Source organism: Azospirillum cavernae (genome assembly GCF_003590795.1).
Classification (GTDB): domain Bacteria; phylum Pseudomonadota; class Alphaproteobacteria; order Azospirillales; family Azospirillaceae; genus Azospirillum; species Azospirillum cavernae.
Genome location: NZ_QYUL01000001.1, coordinates 577,618 through 592,302 on the forward strand (window position 1 = coordinate 577,618; position 14,685 = coordinate 592,302).

A 14,685-nucleotide genomic window follows, 5' to 3' on the forward strand; every position below is an offset into this window, starting at 1 on the left:
GTCATAAGGCGGAGTGATTGGGGGGCTTGCGCGCATGAAATACGTCGATGAATTCCGCGATCCGGCGCTGGCCCGCAGCGTCGCCGCCGCCATCGCGCGGGAGGCCGCGCCCGACCGCGCCTATCACCTGATGGAGTTCTGCGGCGGCCACACCCACGCGATTTCCCGCTACGGCATTCCCGATCTTTTGCCCGGCAACGTCCGCATGATCCACGGGCCGGGCTGCCCGGTCTGCGTTCTGCCGGTTGGCCGGATCGACGACGCCATCGCGCTCGCCCGGCGACATGAGGTGACGCTGTGCGCCTATGGCGACGTTCTGCGCGTGCCGGGATCGGGGCGGGTCAGCCTGCTGAAGGCCAAGGCGCAGGGCGCCGACGTCCGCATGGTGGTGTCCCCCGCCGACGCGGTGCGCGTCGCCGCTGACAATCCCGACCGCCAAGTGGTGTTCTTCGCCATTGGCTTCGAGACCACGACTCCGCCCACGGCGCTGGCTGTGCGGGCGGCGCAGGCGCGCGGATTGAGCAATTTTTCCGTCTTCTGCAACCATGTCCTCACCCCGTCGGCCATCGAGGGCATCATGGCGGCGGCGCAGGGGCGGTCGGAGGAGCTGCGGTTGGACGGCTTCGTCGGCCCGGCCCATGTCTCCGTCGTCATCGGCAGCCAAGCCTATGAGCCGGTGGCCGAACAGCATGGCAAGCCGGTGGTCATCGCCGGGTTCGAGCCGCTGGACGTGCTGCAATCCATCCTGATGCTGATCCGCCAGATCAACCAGGGGCGGGCCGAGGTGGAAAACCAATACACCCGCGCCGTCACCCGCAGCGGCAACGAAAAGGCGCAGGCGCTCGTCGCCGAAACCTTCGAGCCGCGCCTGTCCTTTGAATGGCGCGGGCTGGGGAGCATTCCGCGCAGCGGCCTGCGGCTGCGCGACTCCTTCGCCGCCTTTGACGCGGAGACGCGCTTTGGCGTGGAAAGCGCCAGCGTTCCCGATCACAAGGGCTGCGACTGCGGGTCCATCCTGCGCGGAGTGAAGCGGCCCAGCGACTGCAAGCTGTTTGGCGGCGTCTGCACGCCCGACAATCCAATGGGATCCTGCATGGTGTCCGCCGAGGGGGCGTGCGCGGCGCATTACACCTATGGGCGCTTCCGCGATTCCTAACCGCTGGGCGTCGCGGCGGCGGGCGTCGCGCTGGTCTTCACCACCCAATAGGTCGCGGAGACCGCGCCACTTTGCGCGGCGGCGGCCCCGCAGGATTCGGCCACCGCGTAAATCCCTTCGGCATAGCGCGCTTTCAGCCGCTCCAGCGCCGTCTTGGCGATCTGGTCCTTGGGCGTTCCCGACAGACAGAACCAGGTCCCCGTCGCGTCCACGCCATAGGACCAGGCCAGATCCTTGGGCGGGGTCGGGCGGGCGCCGAAGCTGGGGAAGAGGGCGGCCTCCCATGTTTGCGCGGTCGGCGCGGCCAACCCGGCGGCCTGCCGGGCGCGGAAGGCCGACTCCAGCGCCTGGAATCCGGCGTCGGCGGCGCTGCTGAACTTCACGCGCGCCTCGGTGTCCACCCCGATGTATTGGACGCCGCCCATCGTCACCGTCGCGAGCAGGCCGACCGCCACCACGGCGGAAATGAGGTTCATCGCGTGTTCCTAGGGGCGCAAGGCGGGGGCCGACGCGCCGACGCCCTGCGCCTCGCTGCCGAAGACCCGGCGGATTTCGGCGCCGGTGGTTTGCCCGGCGTGGAATTTGGCGATGGCGTCCTGCAACATCGTCGGCCAGCTTCGTTGCCCCTTGGCGGCGTTGACGACGCTGGCGGCCCCGTCGAAGCGGGCGCATTCGCTGACCACCGTCCGCCCGGCGTAACCGCTGTCGAAGCAGGACTCGCAGCCCGCGCCGTGGCAGGCCGGGCAGACGGTGCGGATCAGCGATTGCACCATCACGCAGCGCAGCAGGTTCTTGATGTCGTGCGCCGTCACGCCGAGATGGCGCAGTCGGTCGATGGCCCCAAGGATCGAGCCGGTGTGCAGCGTGGTCAGAACCATATGGCCGGTGTCGGCGGCGCGCACGGCGATCTTGGCGGTTTCCTCGTCGCGCACCTCGCCCAGCACGATGACGTCGGGATCGGCCCGCATGAAGGAACGGACGACCTGGGCGAAATCCATGTTGACGGTCGGGTTGACGCTGACCTGCCCGGCGTAGGCGACGCGGTATTCCACCGGATCCTCGATGCTGTAAACCGCCTTGCCGATGCGGTCGATCTCGCGGATCGTCGCCGTCAGGGTGGTGGTCTTGCCCGATCCGGTCGGCCCGCAAATCAGACACAGCCCATGCCGCTGGTCCACCGCCCGGCGCCATTCGGCCACGCGGGTGATGCCCAGCCCGTCCAACACCGGCTGGATCCGCTCGGCGTCCAGCACGCGCAGCACCAGGATTTCGCCATCGACCGAGGGCACGGTGGCGACGCGCAGGTCGATGGAGCGCCCCCGGATCTCCAGATCGAAACGGCCCTCCTGCGGCACCCGGCGTTCGGCCAGATCCATGGCGGCGCGGTCCTTGATCTGCGCCGTGATCGTCGCGTAATGGTCGAGCGCGCCTTCGTGCATCAGTTGACGGATGCCGTTGACGCGGAAGAACACGCTGTAGCTCTTGCGGCGCGGCACGATGTGGATGTCCGACGCGCCCGCCTGCGCCGCCTGGGTCAGCAGGGTTTCGACGCCTTCGGGGTCGCTGGTGTTGCCCTCGCCCCGGCGGACGCGGTCGAGGAAATCGTCGAAATGGTCGGGCACGAAGGCGACGAAACGGACCCGCTTGCCGGGGTAATGCCGGGCGACGACGCGCGCCGCGATCATCTCCTCATGCAGGGTGGCGACATAGACGCTGTCCGCCGTTTCCCCGGTGACGATGATGGCGTGTTTTTCCAGCAGGCGCAGCGGCACCGGGGTGGCGGCCACCGGCTCCGGCGCGTGGGCGGCGGCCTCGTGGCGGGTTTGCGCCTCCATCAAATCGGCGCGGGCGACGAAGCCGTTGCGGACCAGGATCGACCCCAGCGGCTCCCCCGTCACCCGCTGTTCAGCCAGCGCCGCGTCGAGGATGGAGCGCGACACCAGCCCCCGGTCGAGCAGATAGGCCGCCAGCTCCTCGCGCACGGCGGTCGGGGGATCCAACCTCATTGGCGGCATCCCCAATGGGAGCGGTTGGTCAGCGACACGGCGAGCGGCGCGCTTCCGCCAGCGACCTCGGCGGCGGAGCGGCGGGCGGTGGCCGGTTGGGCGAACAGCTCGCCATGGGCGCATTTGCCGCCCGGCGCGACCGTGATTTGCGAGGCCGAATCCGACGCCACCCGCGCCCCGCCAAGGTCGAGCACCCCCGCCGATCTGGGCCGCGCGCCGTTCAGCCCGACCGCCGTCGCGGTCATCTCCAGCGCGCCGTTTTCCAGGACGACGCCGAATTGCGTGTCGCTTTCGGCCCCGACGTCGGCGCTGTCCAGAATGGTTTGCCCGCCGCCGGAGCGAATCGCCGCCATCGGCACGCCGCCGCGCCCGCGCACCCGCAAGCGGGGGCGCTGCCGTTCGCCGGAAAAGGTGACGGCGGCGCCCAGCGCGCTGACCAGCCCGGCGCGCCCGGTCCCGACCTGCGCCACCACGTCGGCGTCGCGGAACAGCGCCTCGCCCCCCGTCACCTGCACCCCGTCGCCGGTGTTCGAGGTCACGGTCAGGCTGCCGGTGACGTCGAGTCGGGCGTGATAGCCCTTCAGCGCCGGGCCGTTGGCGACGGAAATCGCGTTGGTTCCGGCGAAGCTCAGGCGGGTTCCCGGCATGGCTTCCACCGGGGTGTCGAAGGCGACGTTCTCCACCCGGATGTCGGTGGGCAGGCGGAAGGGCGCGCCGGTGGGAAGGCTGGCGATGACGACCCCGGCGGCCTCGCCCTGCAAGACCAGCCGCATCGTCCGCCCGCCGCCCGATCCGTTGGCCAACTGGTCGAGCAAGGCGGCGGGAACCTCGTGCCGACCCGGCGCGAGGCGCAGCGCCATGCCGTTGGGCTGGGTCGCCTGCCACAGCCCCAGGGCGGCGGTCAGCGACATGGCGTCGGCGGCGGTGGTGCCGCTGCCGTCGCCGGCTTGAGTCGGGGCGACGTGGCGGCGCACGGTGGCCGACGCGGCGACGGCGGCCAGATCGGCGGAGGATCCGCGCGTGACGCCCAACGCCGACCCGGCGGGCAGGGTGAGCTGCCCGTCCTTCATCGTCAGCCCGGCGCAGTCCGGCATTTTATCGGACCCAATGGCGGGCGCGACGATGGCGGCGATGATCCCGGCCCGGGCGATCTCCGCCGGAGCCGCCGGGGCGCTCAAGACATAGTTGCGGGCGCCCGGCGCGCCATCTTGCGGCCAGGGCGTGGTGACGATGCTGGGGGAGATCTGATCGGGGGCGGGGGCGAAGACGCAATAGCCATAGGGAACGCCCCAGGGCGTTTGCACGCCCGGCATCAGCCAGACCGGCAGTTCCGTCTTGCCGTCGGGCCGCTCCTTGGGCGCGGGGGCGTAGAGGGTGCCGTCGTTTTTCAGGGTGCGGAGGTTGGCCTCCACCAACGCGGCCAGCTTGTGCATCTGCCCGGCGCTGCGCTGGGCCTGGGCGATGCGGTCGGAGGATTGCACCAGCGTGAAGGCGGTGTAGCCCGTCGTCGCCACCAGCGAGATCGCCATGATCGTGATGATGAGAAGGGAAACCATGGGCCGCCGTCTGTTGCCGCCGCCTGTCGCCGCCGTCATTGGTCGAACGCGGCGCTCACCCTAACCCGGAACGCGTTGAGACCGCCGCAAAAAACAAAGGACCGGCGGTGGGGCCGCCGGTCCAGCGTCGGGCGCTTTGTGAGGGGAAGCGCCCTGGGGGAGGGAATGATCCTGCGTCTTACATGTGCTTGAAATAGGCGACGTGCTTGCCGGTGTCGGCGCCCACGGCGATGGTGTTGGCCGCGCCGCCCAGGATGATGGTGGCGGTGGTGGTGCCGAGCGGCACGCAGAAATAGCGGTAGACCGCGCCCAGCGCGTCCAATTCCGCCTTGGTGGTGATGCCGCTGACGGCGACCGTCACGGCGTTGACCGTGATGTTGGCGAGGCCGGTGAAGCTGCTGGCGGTCGAGGCGACGTAGCCCGCCGACTTGGCGATTTCCAGACAGGCGTTGGCGCCGGTGGTGGAGGTCAGGACGGTGTAGATGCCGGTGTTGGTGGTTTCGTTGCCGGCGGCGGTGGCGCCGCCGGTGCCGGTGCTGTCGATCACGTAACCGGCGGCGGTCGGGCCGGTGCCGAAGGTGGTCGCGGTGTTGATGGCGGGCGGGTAGGAGGACATGTAGGTCGGCGGCGTGGCGCTGGTCAGCACCGTGGAGCTGGGCAACGACGCGGTGGTGGTGTTGCCGTCGTTGCTCCACATCGTCCAGGCGGCGTCGATCTGCTCCATCGCGCTGAGCACCTGCACGGCTTGGGCCTTGGCGCTCATGTTGGTGAAGGCCGAGCCGGTGTAGAACACCCCGGCGGCGGCCATGAATCCAGAAATGGCGACCGCGACGACCACCGAAAGCAGGTTGAACATTCAGGCACTCCTTGTTGGGTCGTCACAGGGGGAACGTGTTTGGCCGCCGTTCGGCGTCCGCCGCGCTTTCCCTTCCGCGCCGCCATCCCGCAAGGGGGCGGCCCGGTTCGGACATGTCTTTGAACCGACTCAATGCCCAGAGTCGTTAAGGCATTCTAAATTTCGCTTTTAACGATTCTCAGTGACGACCGTCACAGGCTGGTCAAAATGCTGCGGCATGCTGTCATGCGGGCGCAACAGATGGCTGCGACTCTTGACCGCAGTGCGGTAAGACTTGACGGGTATACAGATGAATGGAGTGATGTTTCCGCCGTCAGGGCCAACCGCAGACGACAACCGTCGCATAAGACAAAAGGGGAGGATCTCAATGCCTTACAAACACATCCTGGTTCATCTGGACTCCAGCCCGCATGTGGGCGCCCGTCTGGACGCCGCCGTCGCGCTGGCGACCAAGCATGGCGCGTTCCTGCGCGGCCTGTTCGCCCAGGGCGACCGCAACGCCACCAGCATGATCGCCCGTCGTTCCAGCGACCATCTGACCGAGGCCGCCGTCAAAAGCGAGGCGATGTTCAACGAGGCGCTCGCGGCGTCGGGCCTGCGCGGCCAATGGCACGGCCTGACCCACGGCGAGCACAATCATGTGATTCGCGAGGCGATCATCTGGTCGCGATTCGCCGACCTGACCATCCTTGGCCAGTATGACCGCGACGTCGGATCGGACGGCGCGCCGGAAGAGTTGAACGAGCAGGTTGTGCTGAACTCAGGCCGTCCGGTTCTGGTGATTCCCTACGCCGGAAACTTCCCGGTGATCGGCAAGCGGGTCGCCGTGGCTTGGAACGCCGAGCGCGAAGCCGCCCGCGCCCTGTCCGATTCGCTGCCTTTCCTGGAAAAGGCGGACGAGGTGACGGTCATCACCGTTCTGACGCAAGCCGCGTCGGGCAACGCCGAATCGCCGCGCGTCGGTCTGCTCGATCATCTGGCGCTGCATGGCGTCACCGCCGAACAGACGCATTTCACCGTGAGCGACATCGGCGCGATGGACGCGCTGTTGGCCCGCACCATGGACACCGGCGCCGATCTGCTGGTGATGGGCGCGCATGGCCATTACGGCTTCCCGTTCCTGCACCGGGGCAGCGGAACCCGCCATGTCCTGCGCACCTGCCCGGTGCCGTTGCTGCTGTCGCATTGAGCGTTGGCGCATTGAGCGTTGGCGCATTGATCGGGCGCCCCTCTCCCGAAAAACCGGGAGAGGGGATCCGCGTCGCTCAGATGCTGTAATTGTCGGCGATTTCCAGCCGCAGCTTTTCCACCTGATCGCGGAAGACCGCGCCGTCGCGCCCGGCGTTGTTTTGGACGTCGCGGACCACCCGCGCCGGGGAACCGCCCAGCACGATGATGCGGTCGGCCAGATGCACCGCCTCCTCCAGATCATGGGTGACGAACAGGATGGTCTTGCCGGTTTCCCGGTGAATCCGCCGCAATTCGTCCTGAAGATTGTTGCGGGTGATGGCGTCGAGCGCGCCGAACGGCTCGTCCATCAGCAGAATGTCGGGATCGACCGCCATGGCGCGGGCGATGCCGACGCGCTGGCGCTGGCCGCCCGACAGCTCGTAAGGCCAGCGGCGGGCGTAGCCGTCCAGCCGCACCAGCTTCAAGGCGTCTTCGGCCCGGCGCAGCCGGTCGGCGCGGCTGACCGGCAGACCTTCCAGACCCAATTGCACATTCTTCACCACCCGGCGCCAGGGCAACAGGCGGGCGTCCTGGAAGACCAAACCAACCGGACGATGGGCCGGGCGTTGGTCCTGGTGGATGATGACGTTGCCGCCGCGCGCCTTGTGCAGCCCGGCGACGACGCGCAGCAGGGTGGATTTGCCGACGCCCGACGGGCCGACGATGGCGACGAAGCTGCCGCGCTCCACCGACAGGGTGACGTCCACCAGAACCGGCGGCGCGTCGGCGCCATAGCCGATGGAGACGCCATCAAGATCAATCACCGCTGCCATGACAACACCCGCGACTGCACCTGCATGAACAGGAAATCCGACACGCCGTAGAGCAGCGCGATCGTCACCATGTAGAGCACGACGATGTGCGTGGCCAAGAGGCCCGACGCTTCCATCATCCGCATGCCCAAGCCGGAAATGCCAAAGAGTTCCGCCGCGACCACCGTCATCCAGCCTTGCCCCAGCCCGGCCCGCAGGCCCGCCAGGATGCCCGGCAAGGCGCCCGGCAGGATGATTTTGAACAGGCGCGGGATCAACCCGCCCTGTCCGAAGGCGTGGCCCAGCTCGATCAGATCCTTGTCCACCCCGCGCACGGCGGAATAGCTGGCGTAATAGTTGATCCAGAACACCGTCAGGGCGATCAGGAAGGACGCCGCGCCCTCGCTGACGCCGAACCAGATGATGGCGAAGGGAATCCAGGCGATGGCCGGGATCGGGCGCAGCATGCGCACGACCCAGGCCTGGAAGGCGTCCCAGATCGGCCACAGCGCCGCCGCCGTGCCGAAGCTGACGCCCAGGAACGCCCCCAACGACAGGCCGACGAGGTAGTGGGACAGGCTGGCGAGGACCATCTCCTGCCAGATGCCGCGCTGGAACTCGGCCAGAAAGGCGGCGGGAACCGCGCTGGGCGACGGAATCAGGCGGGCGGGGACGATGCCGCTCTGCGCCACCGCCTCCCAGCCCAGCAGGAAGGCGACGACGCCCAGCGCCGACAACGCCAAGGAATGTTGGATCTTCATCGGTCGTTTTGCACGCGGTTACTTGGCGACGGCGGCGTCATAGAAGCGGAAGTCAAAGGCCTCCGCCACCGGAATGACGCCGTCGGCGGAGCCAATTTCCTTGGCGAAGGCCATCATCTTTTCCACCGCCGGAACCACGCCGTGCGGGTCGGCGACGAATTTCGACCCTGGCCCCCGGAAGGCGGCCTCAAGCGTCGCCGGTTCCATCAACCCCTTGCCCAGATAGTTGTTGACGATCTTCGACGCTTGCGCCGGATCCTTGTTGATGAGGTCCACCGCGCGCAGATGCGCCTTGACCAGCGCGTTGATCGCCTCTGGGTACTTCTTCAGCACTTCGGCGCGGGCGGACATCACGGTGCCGGGCTGGTCGGGGAACATCTGCGCCCCGGTCGCCAGCAGGGTGACGTTGGGATCCATCTGCTGCGTCACCGTCACCGTCGGTTCGCGAATCGTCGCGGCGTCGAGCGCGCCCGCCAGCAGGGCCTGTTGGGTCTTTTCAATGCCCATCGACACCAGTTCGACGTCGGCGGGATCGACCTTGATCACCTTGAACAGCCAATGCTTCAGCACGGTGTCGGGGACCGAGCCGGGCGGCTGGGTGCCGATCTTTGGCTTGCGGCCGGTGTCGGCGAAGAATTTCTTGAAGGTCTCCGGCGTCGGATTGGCGCCCAGCGCCTTGGCGAAGGGGCCGCGCCCGGCGACCACCATCTCCTCAACCGCCGAATTGGCGATGACGGCGACGTCCACGCCCTTGGTGCGGGCGACCAGCACCGGGGCGACGCCCGCGTAGAGCAGGTCGATTTGCCCGGCGGCCATCGCCTGGATGGCGTGCGGCCCGGATTCAAAGCGCGTCAGCTTCAGGGTGATCCCGGCGTCCTTGGCCCAGCCCTGACCATCGATGATGAACAGCGGCGAGGCGGCCAGGATGGGAATGTAGCCGATTTCCAGCTTCACCGGATCGGCGGCGCGGGCGGCGCCGGAGGGCAGGGCGGCGACGGACGCAAAGGCGGCCATCGCAAGGACGGCGGCGCGGCGGGTCAAGCTGTGCATCGAATCATCCTCGACAGAGTTCTGTTGTTATTTAGCACGGAATGTGGCGAGAGGAAGATTGATTTCAACAGTCGCGTGGGAGGGAATTGGGGATTTCACAGATTTTTGTGTGGAGTGGTCGGTGAATTCCCCCTCCCTAACCCTCCCCCGCCATGCGGCGGGAGAGGGAACTCCGCCGCACGTCGTCAAGGATCACGCCCGCTCTCCCGCTGTGAAGCGGGGGAGGGATGGGGAGGGGGCGACCACGCCCACGCTCCCCACAAACATCAGATCACGTAGGTCAGTTCCTTGCCGGACTTCAGGCTGGATTTGCCCAAAGTCTCGTCCACGTAATCCAGCAACTGGGCCAAGGCCTCGCTGCGGTCGAGCGCGCCGGTGTCGATCAGCAGTTCCGGCGATTCCGGAGTCTCATAGGGGGCGGAGACGCCGGTGAATTGGGCGATTTCGCCCGCCCGCGCCTTTTTGTAGAGGCCCTTGGGGTCGCGCTCCTCGCACACCGACAGGTCGGCGCCGACGTGGATTTCGTGGAAACGGTCGCCGCCGATCACCCGCGCCCGCGCCCGGTCGGCCCGCAGCGGCGAAATCAGCGAGGCGATGACGACGACGCCCGCGTCGGCGAACAGCTTCGCCGTTTCGGCCACCCGGCGGATGTTCTCCGCCCGGTCGTCCGGCGAGAAGCCCAACCCGGCGTTCAGGCCGTTGCGGACATTGTCGCCGTCCAGAACGAAGGTCTGCCAACCCCGGTCGAACAGCGCGCGTTCCAGCGCCATCGCCAGGGTGGATTTCCCCGCCCCCGACAGGCCGGTCAGCCACAAAATGCCGCCCTTGTGGCCGTTGGCCGCCGCGCGCTCGTCCAGCGAGACGGTGTGGGAGACTTCGGTCAGGTTGGCCGACGCCGAATCCTCGGCCTCGATCACCAGGCAACCGCCGACGACGTCGTTGCCGTCCAGCAGCACGCCGCGCCCGGTGCGCGGCAGATCCGCCGCCAGATCGACCGCGATGGGCGAGCGGGAGCGCAACACGACCTCGGCCACCTCGTTGCGGTGGACCGCCTTGCCCGGCGTGCTGGTCAGATCCTCCACATTGATGACCGCCGTCACCTGCTCCACCGTCACCCGGTGTTCGGCGGTGGCGATCTTCAGCGTGTAGGTCTTGCCCAGCGCCATCGGCTCCGACACCAGCCAGAACAGGCGGACGCTCAGACGGTGGGTCAGGGTCGGGGCCGCGTCCTCGTGATGGGCGATGTGGCCGCGCTCGGCGAAGATGCGCTTGTCCAGCGTCACGCCGATGCTCTGCCCGGCCTGGGCCGACAGAACCGGGTTCGGGTTGTTCCACGCCTCGATGCTGACCACCGTGGCGCTGGCCCCGCTGGGGGCGAAGCGCAGGGTGTCGCCGACCTTCAAGCGCCCGCTTTCGACGCGGCCCGCCAGGATGCGGCGGTCGTCGGGCTTGTAGACGTCCTGAAGCGGGAAGCGCAGCGGCTGGTCGGGGGAGACCTGCTGTTGGCGGAAGCTGTCCAACTGCTCGATCACCGTCGGGCCGAGATACCAGGGGGCCTGATCGGTGCGGGAGACGATGTTGTCGCCATGGCGGGCCGAAATCGGAATCACCGCCTTGGGGAACAGGCCGAGTTCCGACAGATACTCCTTGATCTCGTGGGCGACCGTCTCATAGCGGGCCTGCGAGAATTCCACGCGGTCCATCTTGTTGATGACCACGGAGACCTGACGGACGCCCAGCAGATGCAGCAGGAAGGCGTGGCGGCGGGACTGCTCCAGCGCGCCTTCCCCGGCGTCGATCACCAACAGGGCGGCGTCGGCCTGGGAGGCTCCCGTCACCATGTTCTTCAGGAACTCGGTGTGGCCCGGCGCGTCGATGATGACGTAGGGGCGCTGCTTGGTCTTGAAATGGATCTGCGTGGTGTCAATGGTGATGCCCTGGTCACGCTCGGCCTGGAGCGCGTCGAGGAGGAAGGCCCACTCGAACGGCATGCCGCGCTTGCGGCTCATCTCCTGGACCTGTTCGACCTTGCCGTCGGGCAGGCTGCCGGTGTCGTTGAGGAGGCGACCGATCAGGGTGGATTTGCCGTGGTCGACATGGCCGACGATGACGATGCGAAGCTGTGAATTCGGCATGTTACATGTACCCCACGCTGCGCAGGCGCTCGAAACTGTCTTCGGATTCATTGTCCATCGCCCGACCGGCCCGTTCCGGGATGCGGGTGATCATCAATTCCTCGATGATCTCATCAATGTTGGACGCGGTCGAATCCACAGGGAAGGTGATGTTCTTTTCCCCCAGCGAGCGGTAACGCTTGCCGTCGCGGGCGAAGTACAGCGGAACGATGGGAATTCCCTCGCGCTTGGAATAGCGCCAGATGTCCAGCTCGGTCCAGGCCAGCAGCGGATGGATGCGGACATGGACGCCTTCGGGGAAGCGGGTCTTGTAATGATCCCAGAACTCGGCGGGCTGGTCCTTCACGTCCCAATCCCCTTCCAGCGAGCGGGGAGAGAAGACGCGCTCCTTCGCGCGGGTCGCCTGCTCGTCGCGGCGGATGCCGACCATGATCCCCTGATAGGCGTCGCCGCGCAGCAGGCTCTTCAACCCTTCCGTCTTGCGCGCGGCGGCGCGGGTCAGTGGCGGCAGGGTTTGGTCCATCTCCTCTTCCGGCGGGCATTGCTCGACGATCAGGTTGAGATCCCATTCCTTGTGGATGCGGTCGCGGAACTCATAGACTTCCGGCAGCTCCATCGCGGTGTCGAGCTGAACGACGGGGAAGGGGATGCGCCCGAAAAACGCCTTGCGGCAGAGCCAGAGCAGGACGTTGCTGTCCTTGCCGATCGACCACAACAGCGCAAGCTTGTCGATGCGGTTGTAGGCCTCGCGAAGGATGTAGATGCTCTGGTTCTCAAGCTGGTCGAGATCGGCGCTCATCGGGCGGTTCCAATCATGGTCATGTGTATGCCGCATTCGGTTTTGTCGGTCCCGGCCCAACGGCCGGAACGCAGGTCGGCGCCGGGCGTCACGCGCTCGGTGCAGGTGTAACAGCCGATGGACAGGAACCCGTCGGCTTCCAGCGGGTGGCGCGGCAGATCGCGCCGGATGAACTCTTCCTCCAGCCGCGCCTTGTCCCAGGCGGCCAGCGGGTTGACCTTGATTTTGCCCCCTTCCGCCTCGAACAGCGGCAGGGCGGCGCGGGTCGCGGCCTGAAAGCGTTTGCGCCCGGTGATCCAGCCGTCGAACCCGGCAAGGGCGCGGTCGAGCGGGATGGTCTTGCGCAGATGGCAACAGGAATCGTGGTTCTTGGAGAACAGCAGGCCGTTCGGGTCGCCGACCGCCAGATCCTCCGCCGTCGGCCCGACCTCGCGCAGGTTGGTCAGGCCAAGCCGTTTCACCAACTGGTCGCGGTAACGCAGGGTTTCGCCGAACAGCTTGCCGGTGTTCACCAGGATCACCGGGAAATCCGGCGCCGCTTCCGCCGCCATGGCCAGCAGAACGGCGGATTCCGCGCCAAAGGAGGACACCAGGGCGATCCGACCGTCCAAAGCCTGATGGAGCGCGGCCAGCAGAGCGGCGCCCTCCAGCCTTCCGTAACGTTCGGTCAGTTCTTTGACCCGCGTCGCCATATCCATGGGGGATCAACCTTCCGGTCGTTTAATTCTCTACTTTTAAAGTAGATTGAAGCGTCTGATTTGCACATTAACACCGGGTTTGAAGTGGTGCAACGCAAATACATTATCTAGTTGTTTAATAGGATTGTGTTGTTTGTGTGAAATATGTTGATTGTCTCCCGCATCAGCGGCTAAATACCGACATGCGCCAGAACCCCGCTGATTTCTGTGTAATTTTCCGCCGCCGCGCCCTCCGCCGCCCCCTCAACCGTCGGGTCCATGGGGGCCGCCGATGATTCCGGTGGCGCTTGATCCGGCGCGGGTGCCCATCGCGCTGGTCGGCAATGGCCCGCTGGCGGCGCGGCGGCTCAGCCAATTGCGCGAGGGCGGCGGCGATCCGCTGGTGTATTCGCCCGAACCCGACGCGGAGTTCGCCGCGCTGGCGGGGGACCGGCTGGTCCGCGCCTTGCCCTTCACCGCCGAACTTGACGCCGTGCGCGTCCTCTTCGTCATGGGGTTGGAGCCTGCGGTGGAGAAATCCTTGGCGGAACTGGCGCGCTCGCGCGGCGTTCTGGTCAATGTGGAAGACGTCATCCCCTTGTGTGATTTCCATTCCCCGTCCGTCGTGCGGCGCGGCGACCTGCTGCTGACCATTTCGACCGGCGGGCGCAGCCCGACCCTGGCCAGTCTGGTCCGGCAACGGCTGGAAACCCTGTTCCCGGAAAGCTGGGGCGACCGGATTCGCGTCATCGCGGCGCTGCGCGACCGGCTGCGGGGCGAAGGGGCGTCCATGTCCGCCGTCGCCAAGGCGACCAAGGACCTCATCGCGCGGGAAGGATGGCTGCCATGATCCAAACGCGGGGCGTCACTCTTCCGGCCTTCGCGCCCGGCGCCGTCTGGCTGGCGGGCGCCGGTCCCGGCGATCCTGGCCTGTTGACCCTGCTGGCCGCCAAGGCGCTGGCCGAGGCCGACGCCATTGTCCATGACGCGCTGGTGGATTCCGCCATTCTGGAGCTTGCCAACCCGGCGGCGCGGATGATCGACCTTGGCAAACGGGCCGGGCGACCGTCGCCCACCCAAGACTCGATCAACGACGCGCTGGTGACGCTCGCCCGCCAGGGCTTGCGGGTGCTGCGGCTGAAGGGCGGCGACCCGTTCGTCTTCGGGCGCGGCGGCGAGGAATGTCTGGCGCTGGCCGAGGCGAAAATCACCTTTCGCGTCGTGCCGGGCGTCACCGCCGGAATCGGCGGGTTGGCTTATGCCGGAATCCCGGTGACGCATCGCGGGCTGGCGACCACCGCCACCTTCGTCACCGGCCACGACAAATCCGGCGCGCTGCCGGACAATTTGGATTTCTCCGTCCTGGCCAAGCTGCCCGGCGCGCTGGTCTTCTACATGGCGCTCGGCACGCTGGACGAGATTGCGCGCCGCCTGATCGCTGCGGGCAAACCGCCGATGACGCCGGTCGCCATCGTCTCCAGCGCCACCACCGCCGCGCAAACGGTGGTGGAGAGCAACCTTGCCCATTGCGGCGAAGACCTCATCCGGCTACAGCCCAAGCGCCCGGCCATCGTCGTGGTTGGCGAGGTGGTGCGGCTGCGCGGCTGGATGACCCAGTTTCAGCAAACGACCATGGCGCCCGCCCCCTTGTCCGCGCCATTGTCCGCCTTATCCGCCTGAATGTTGCCGCCGAACGTTTTTGAGAAG

The 14,685-nt window shown here is 67.2% G+C and carries 14 protein-coding genes; 4 read left to right on the forward strand and 10 right to left on the reverse strand.

What is annotated here, in order from left to right; genetic code table 11:
- Positions 1-34: 34 nt before the first annotated feature.
- Positions 35-1,156: a hydrogenase formation protein HypD gene (gene hypD, locus D3877_RS02765; protein ID WP_119829227.1), complete on the forward strand. Its 1,122-nt coding sequence runs from the start codon at positions 35-37 to the stop codon at positions 1,154-1,156.
- Here the strand turns inward: hypD and D3877_RS02770 are convergent.
- The 4 genes from D3877_RS02770 to D3877_RS02785 form a co-directional block, all read right to left on the reverse strand.
- Entirely contained in the window at positions 1,153-1,632 is a 480-nt protein-coding gene (locus D3877_RS02770; RefSeq protein WP_119829228.1) for a hypothetical protein, read from the reverse strand. The genes hypD and D3877_RS02770 overlap by 4 nt on opposite strands.
- Positions 1,633-1,641: 9 nt before the next feature.
- Positions 1,642-3,162 (reverse strand): GspE/PulE family protein, encoded by a 1,521-nt coding sequence (locus tag D3877_RS02775; protein ID WP_238474701.1) that lies wholly within the window; start codon positions 3,160-3,162, stop codon positions 1,642-1,644.
- Positions 3,159-4,718 (reverse strand): hypothetical protein, encoded by a 1,560-nt coding sequence (locus D3877_RS02780; RefSeq protein WP_119829230.1) that lies wholly within the window; start codon positions 4,716-4,718, stop codon positions 3,159-3,161. Before D3877_RS02780 ends, D3877_RS02775 begins: the two co-directional genes overlap by 4 nt.
- A gap of 178 nt (positions 4,719-4,896) precedes the next feature.
- Positions 4,897-5,574, reverse strand: coding sequence for a hypothetical protein (locus tag D3877_RS02785; protein ID WP_119829231.1), 678 nt, complete (start codon positions 5,572-5,574; stop codon positions 4,897-4,899).
- 367 nt (positions 5,575-5,941) lie between these two features.
- Between D3877_RS02785 and D3877_RS02790 the strand changes: the two genes are divergently transcribed.
- Positions 5,942-6,763 (forward strand): universal stress protein, encoded by an 822-nt coding sequence (locus D3877_RS02790; protein WP_119829232.1) that lies wholly within the window; start codon positions 5,942-5,944, stop codon positions 6,761-6,763.
- A 76-nt stretch (positions 6,764-6,839) separates the two neighbouring features.
- Here D3877_RS02790 and D3877_RS02795 read toward each other — a convergent pair whose 3' ends face one another.
- From D3877_RS02795 to D3877_RS02820, 6 genes are all read right to left on the reverse strand, one after another.
- Positions 6,840-7,577 (reverse strand): ABC transporter ATP-binding protein, encoded by a 738-nt coding sequence (locus D3877_RS02795; protein WP_119829233.1) that lies wholly within the window; start codon positions 7,575-7,577, stop codon positions 6,840-6,842.
- Positions 7,565-8,317 (reverse strand): ABC transporter permease, encoded by a 753-nt coding sequence (locus tag D3877_RS02800; protein ID WP_119829234.1) that lies wholly within the window; start codon positions 8,315-8,317, stop codon positions 7,565-7,567. Before D3877_RS02800 ends, D3877_RS02795 begins: the two co-directional genes overlap by 13 nt.
- 18 nt (positions 8,318-8,335) lie before the next feature.
- Positions 8,336-9,367: an ABC transporter substrate-binding protein gene (locus tag D3877_RS02805; protein WP_119829235.1), complete on the reverse strand. Its 1,032-nt coding sequence runs from the start codon at positions 9,365-9,367 to the stop codon at positions 8,336-8,338.
- 266 nt (positions 9,368-9,633) lie between these two features.
- A complete protein-coding gene (cysC, locus tag D3877_RS02810; protein WP_119829236.1) occupies positions 9,634-11,502 on the reverse strand; it encodes an adenylyl-sulfate kinase in 1,869 nt (622 codons plus the stop codon).
- Position 11,503: 1 nt separating this feature from the next.
- The gene (gene cysD, locus D3877_RS02815; RefSeq protein ID WP_119829237.1) at positions 11,504-12,301 is read right to left on the reverse strand and encodes a sulfate adenylyltransferase subunit CysD; all 798 of its coding nucleotides are present in this window, start codon (positions 12,299-12,301) and stop codon (positions 11,504-11,506) included.
- Complete coding sequence (locus D3877_RS02820; RefSeq protein WP_119829238.1) at positions 12,298-12,999, reverse strand: phosphoadenylyl-sulfate reductase; 702 nt, start codon at positions 12,997-12,999, stop codon at positions 12,298-12,300. The genes cysD and D3877_RS02820 overlap by 4 nt, the downstream gene beginning before the upstream one ends.
- Before the next feature lie 271 nt (positions 13,000-13,270).
- On the opposite strand from D3877_RS02820, the gene D3877_RS02825 reads away from it, so the two are divergent.
- Both D3877_RS02825 and cobA read left to right on the forward strand, forming a co-directional pair.
- On the forward strand, positions 13,271-13,828 hold the full coding sequence (locus D3877_RS02825; protein ID WP_119829239.1) for a precorrin-2 dehydrogenase/sirohydrochlorin ferrochelatase family protein: 558 nt from the start codon (positions 13,271-13,273) through the stop codon (positions 13,826-13,828).
- A complete protein-coding gene (gene cobA, locus D3877_RS02830) occupies positions 13,825-14,658 on the forward strand; it encodes a uroporphyrinogen-III C-methyltransferase (RefSeq protein WP_119829240.1) in 834 nt (277 codons plus the stop codon). The genes D3877_RS02825 and cobA overlap by 4 nt, the downstream gene beginning before the upstream one ends.
- Positions 14,659-14,685 lie beyond the last annotated feature (27 nt).